The organism is Phocaeicola sp. RTP21198st1_B8_RTP21198_201120 (assembly GCF_040929485.1).
In the GTDB taxonomy this organism is placed as follows: domain Bacteria; phylum Bacteroidota; class Bacteroidia; order Bacteroidales; family Bacteroidaceae; genus Phocaeicola; species Phocaeicola dorei.
The window spans coordinates 1-482 of sequence record NZ_JBCOCI010000308.1; the positions used below are offsets into that span (position 1 = coordinate 1).

The 482-nt window shown below is 44.0% G+C and carries 1 protein-coding gene; it reads left to right on the top strand.

The genetic code is table 11. The features are described 5' to 3' along the window. A partial coding sequence (locus AB5935_RS25745) for a Crp/Fnr family transcriptional regulator (protein WP_368327842.1) occupies positions 1-482 on the top strand: 482 nt, incomplete at both ends.

The window sequence follows — 482 nt, forward strand, 5'->3', positions numbered from 1 at the left end:
AGGAAGACGACAGATAGAAAGTATACTGATTCGTGAAGAATTTCCCAAAGGAGCAATAGCGCTGAATGAAGGAGAAGTAGCTCATGAAATCGTATTTGTCGGCAAAGGGATGCTTAGGCAGTACTATTACAAGAATGGGAAAGACGTGACCGAACATTTCTCATACGAAGGATGTATCGTGATGTGCATTGAGAGTTTTCTGAAACAAGTACCCACCCGGCTAATCGTGGAAACCCTCGAACCTTCCATTATCTACCTGTTCCCTCGCGACATGATACAAAAATTGGCAAAAGAGAACTGGGAAATCAATATGTTCTACCAAAAGATACTGGAATACTCCTTGATTGTGTCACAGATTAAAGCAGACTCCTGGCGCTTTGAATCCGCCCGCGAACGCTATAACCTCCTGCTCGAAACACATCCGGAAATTATCAAACGTGCACCTCTGGCACACATTGCCTCTTATCTTTTGATGACACCGG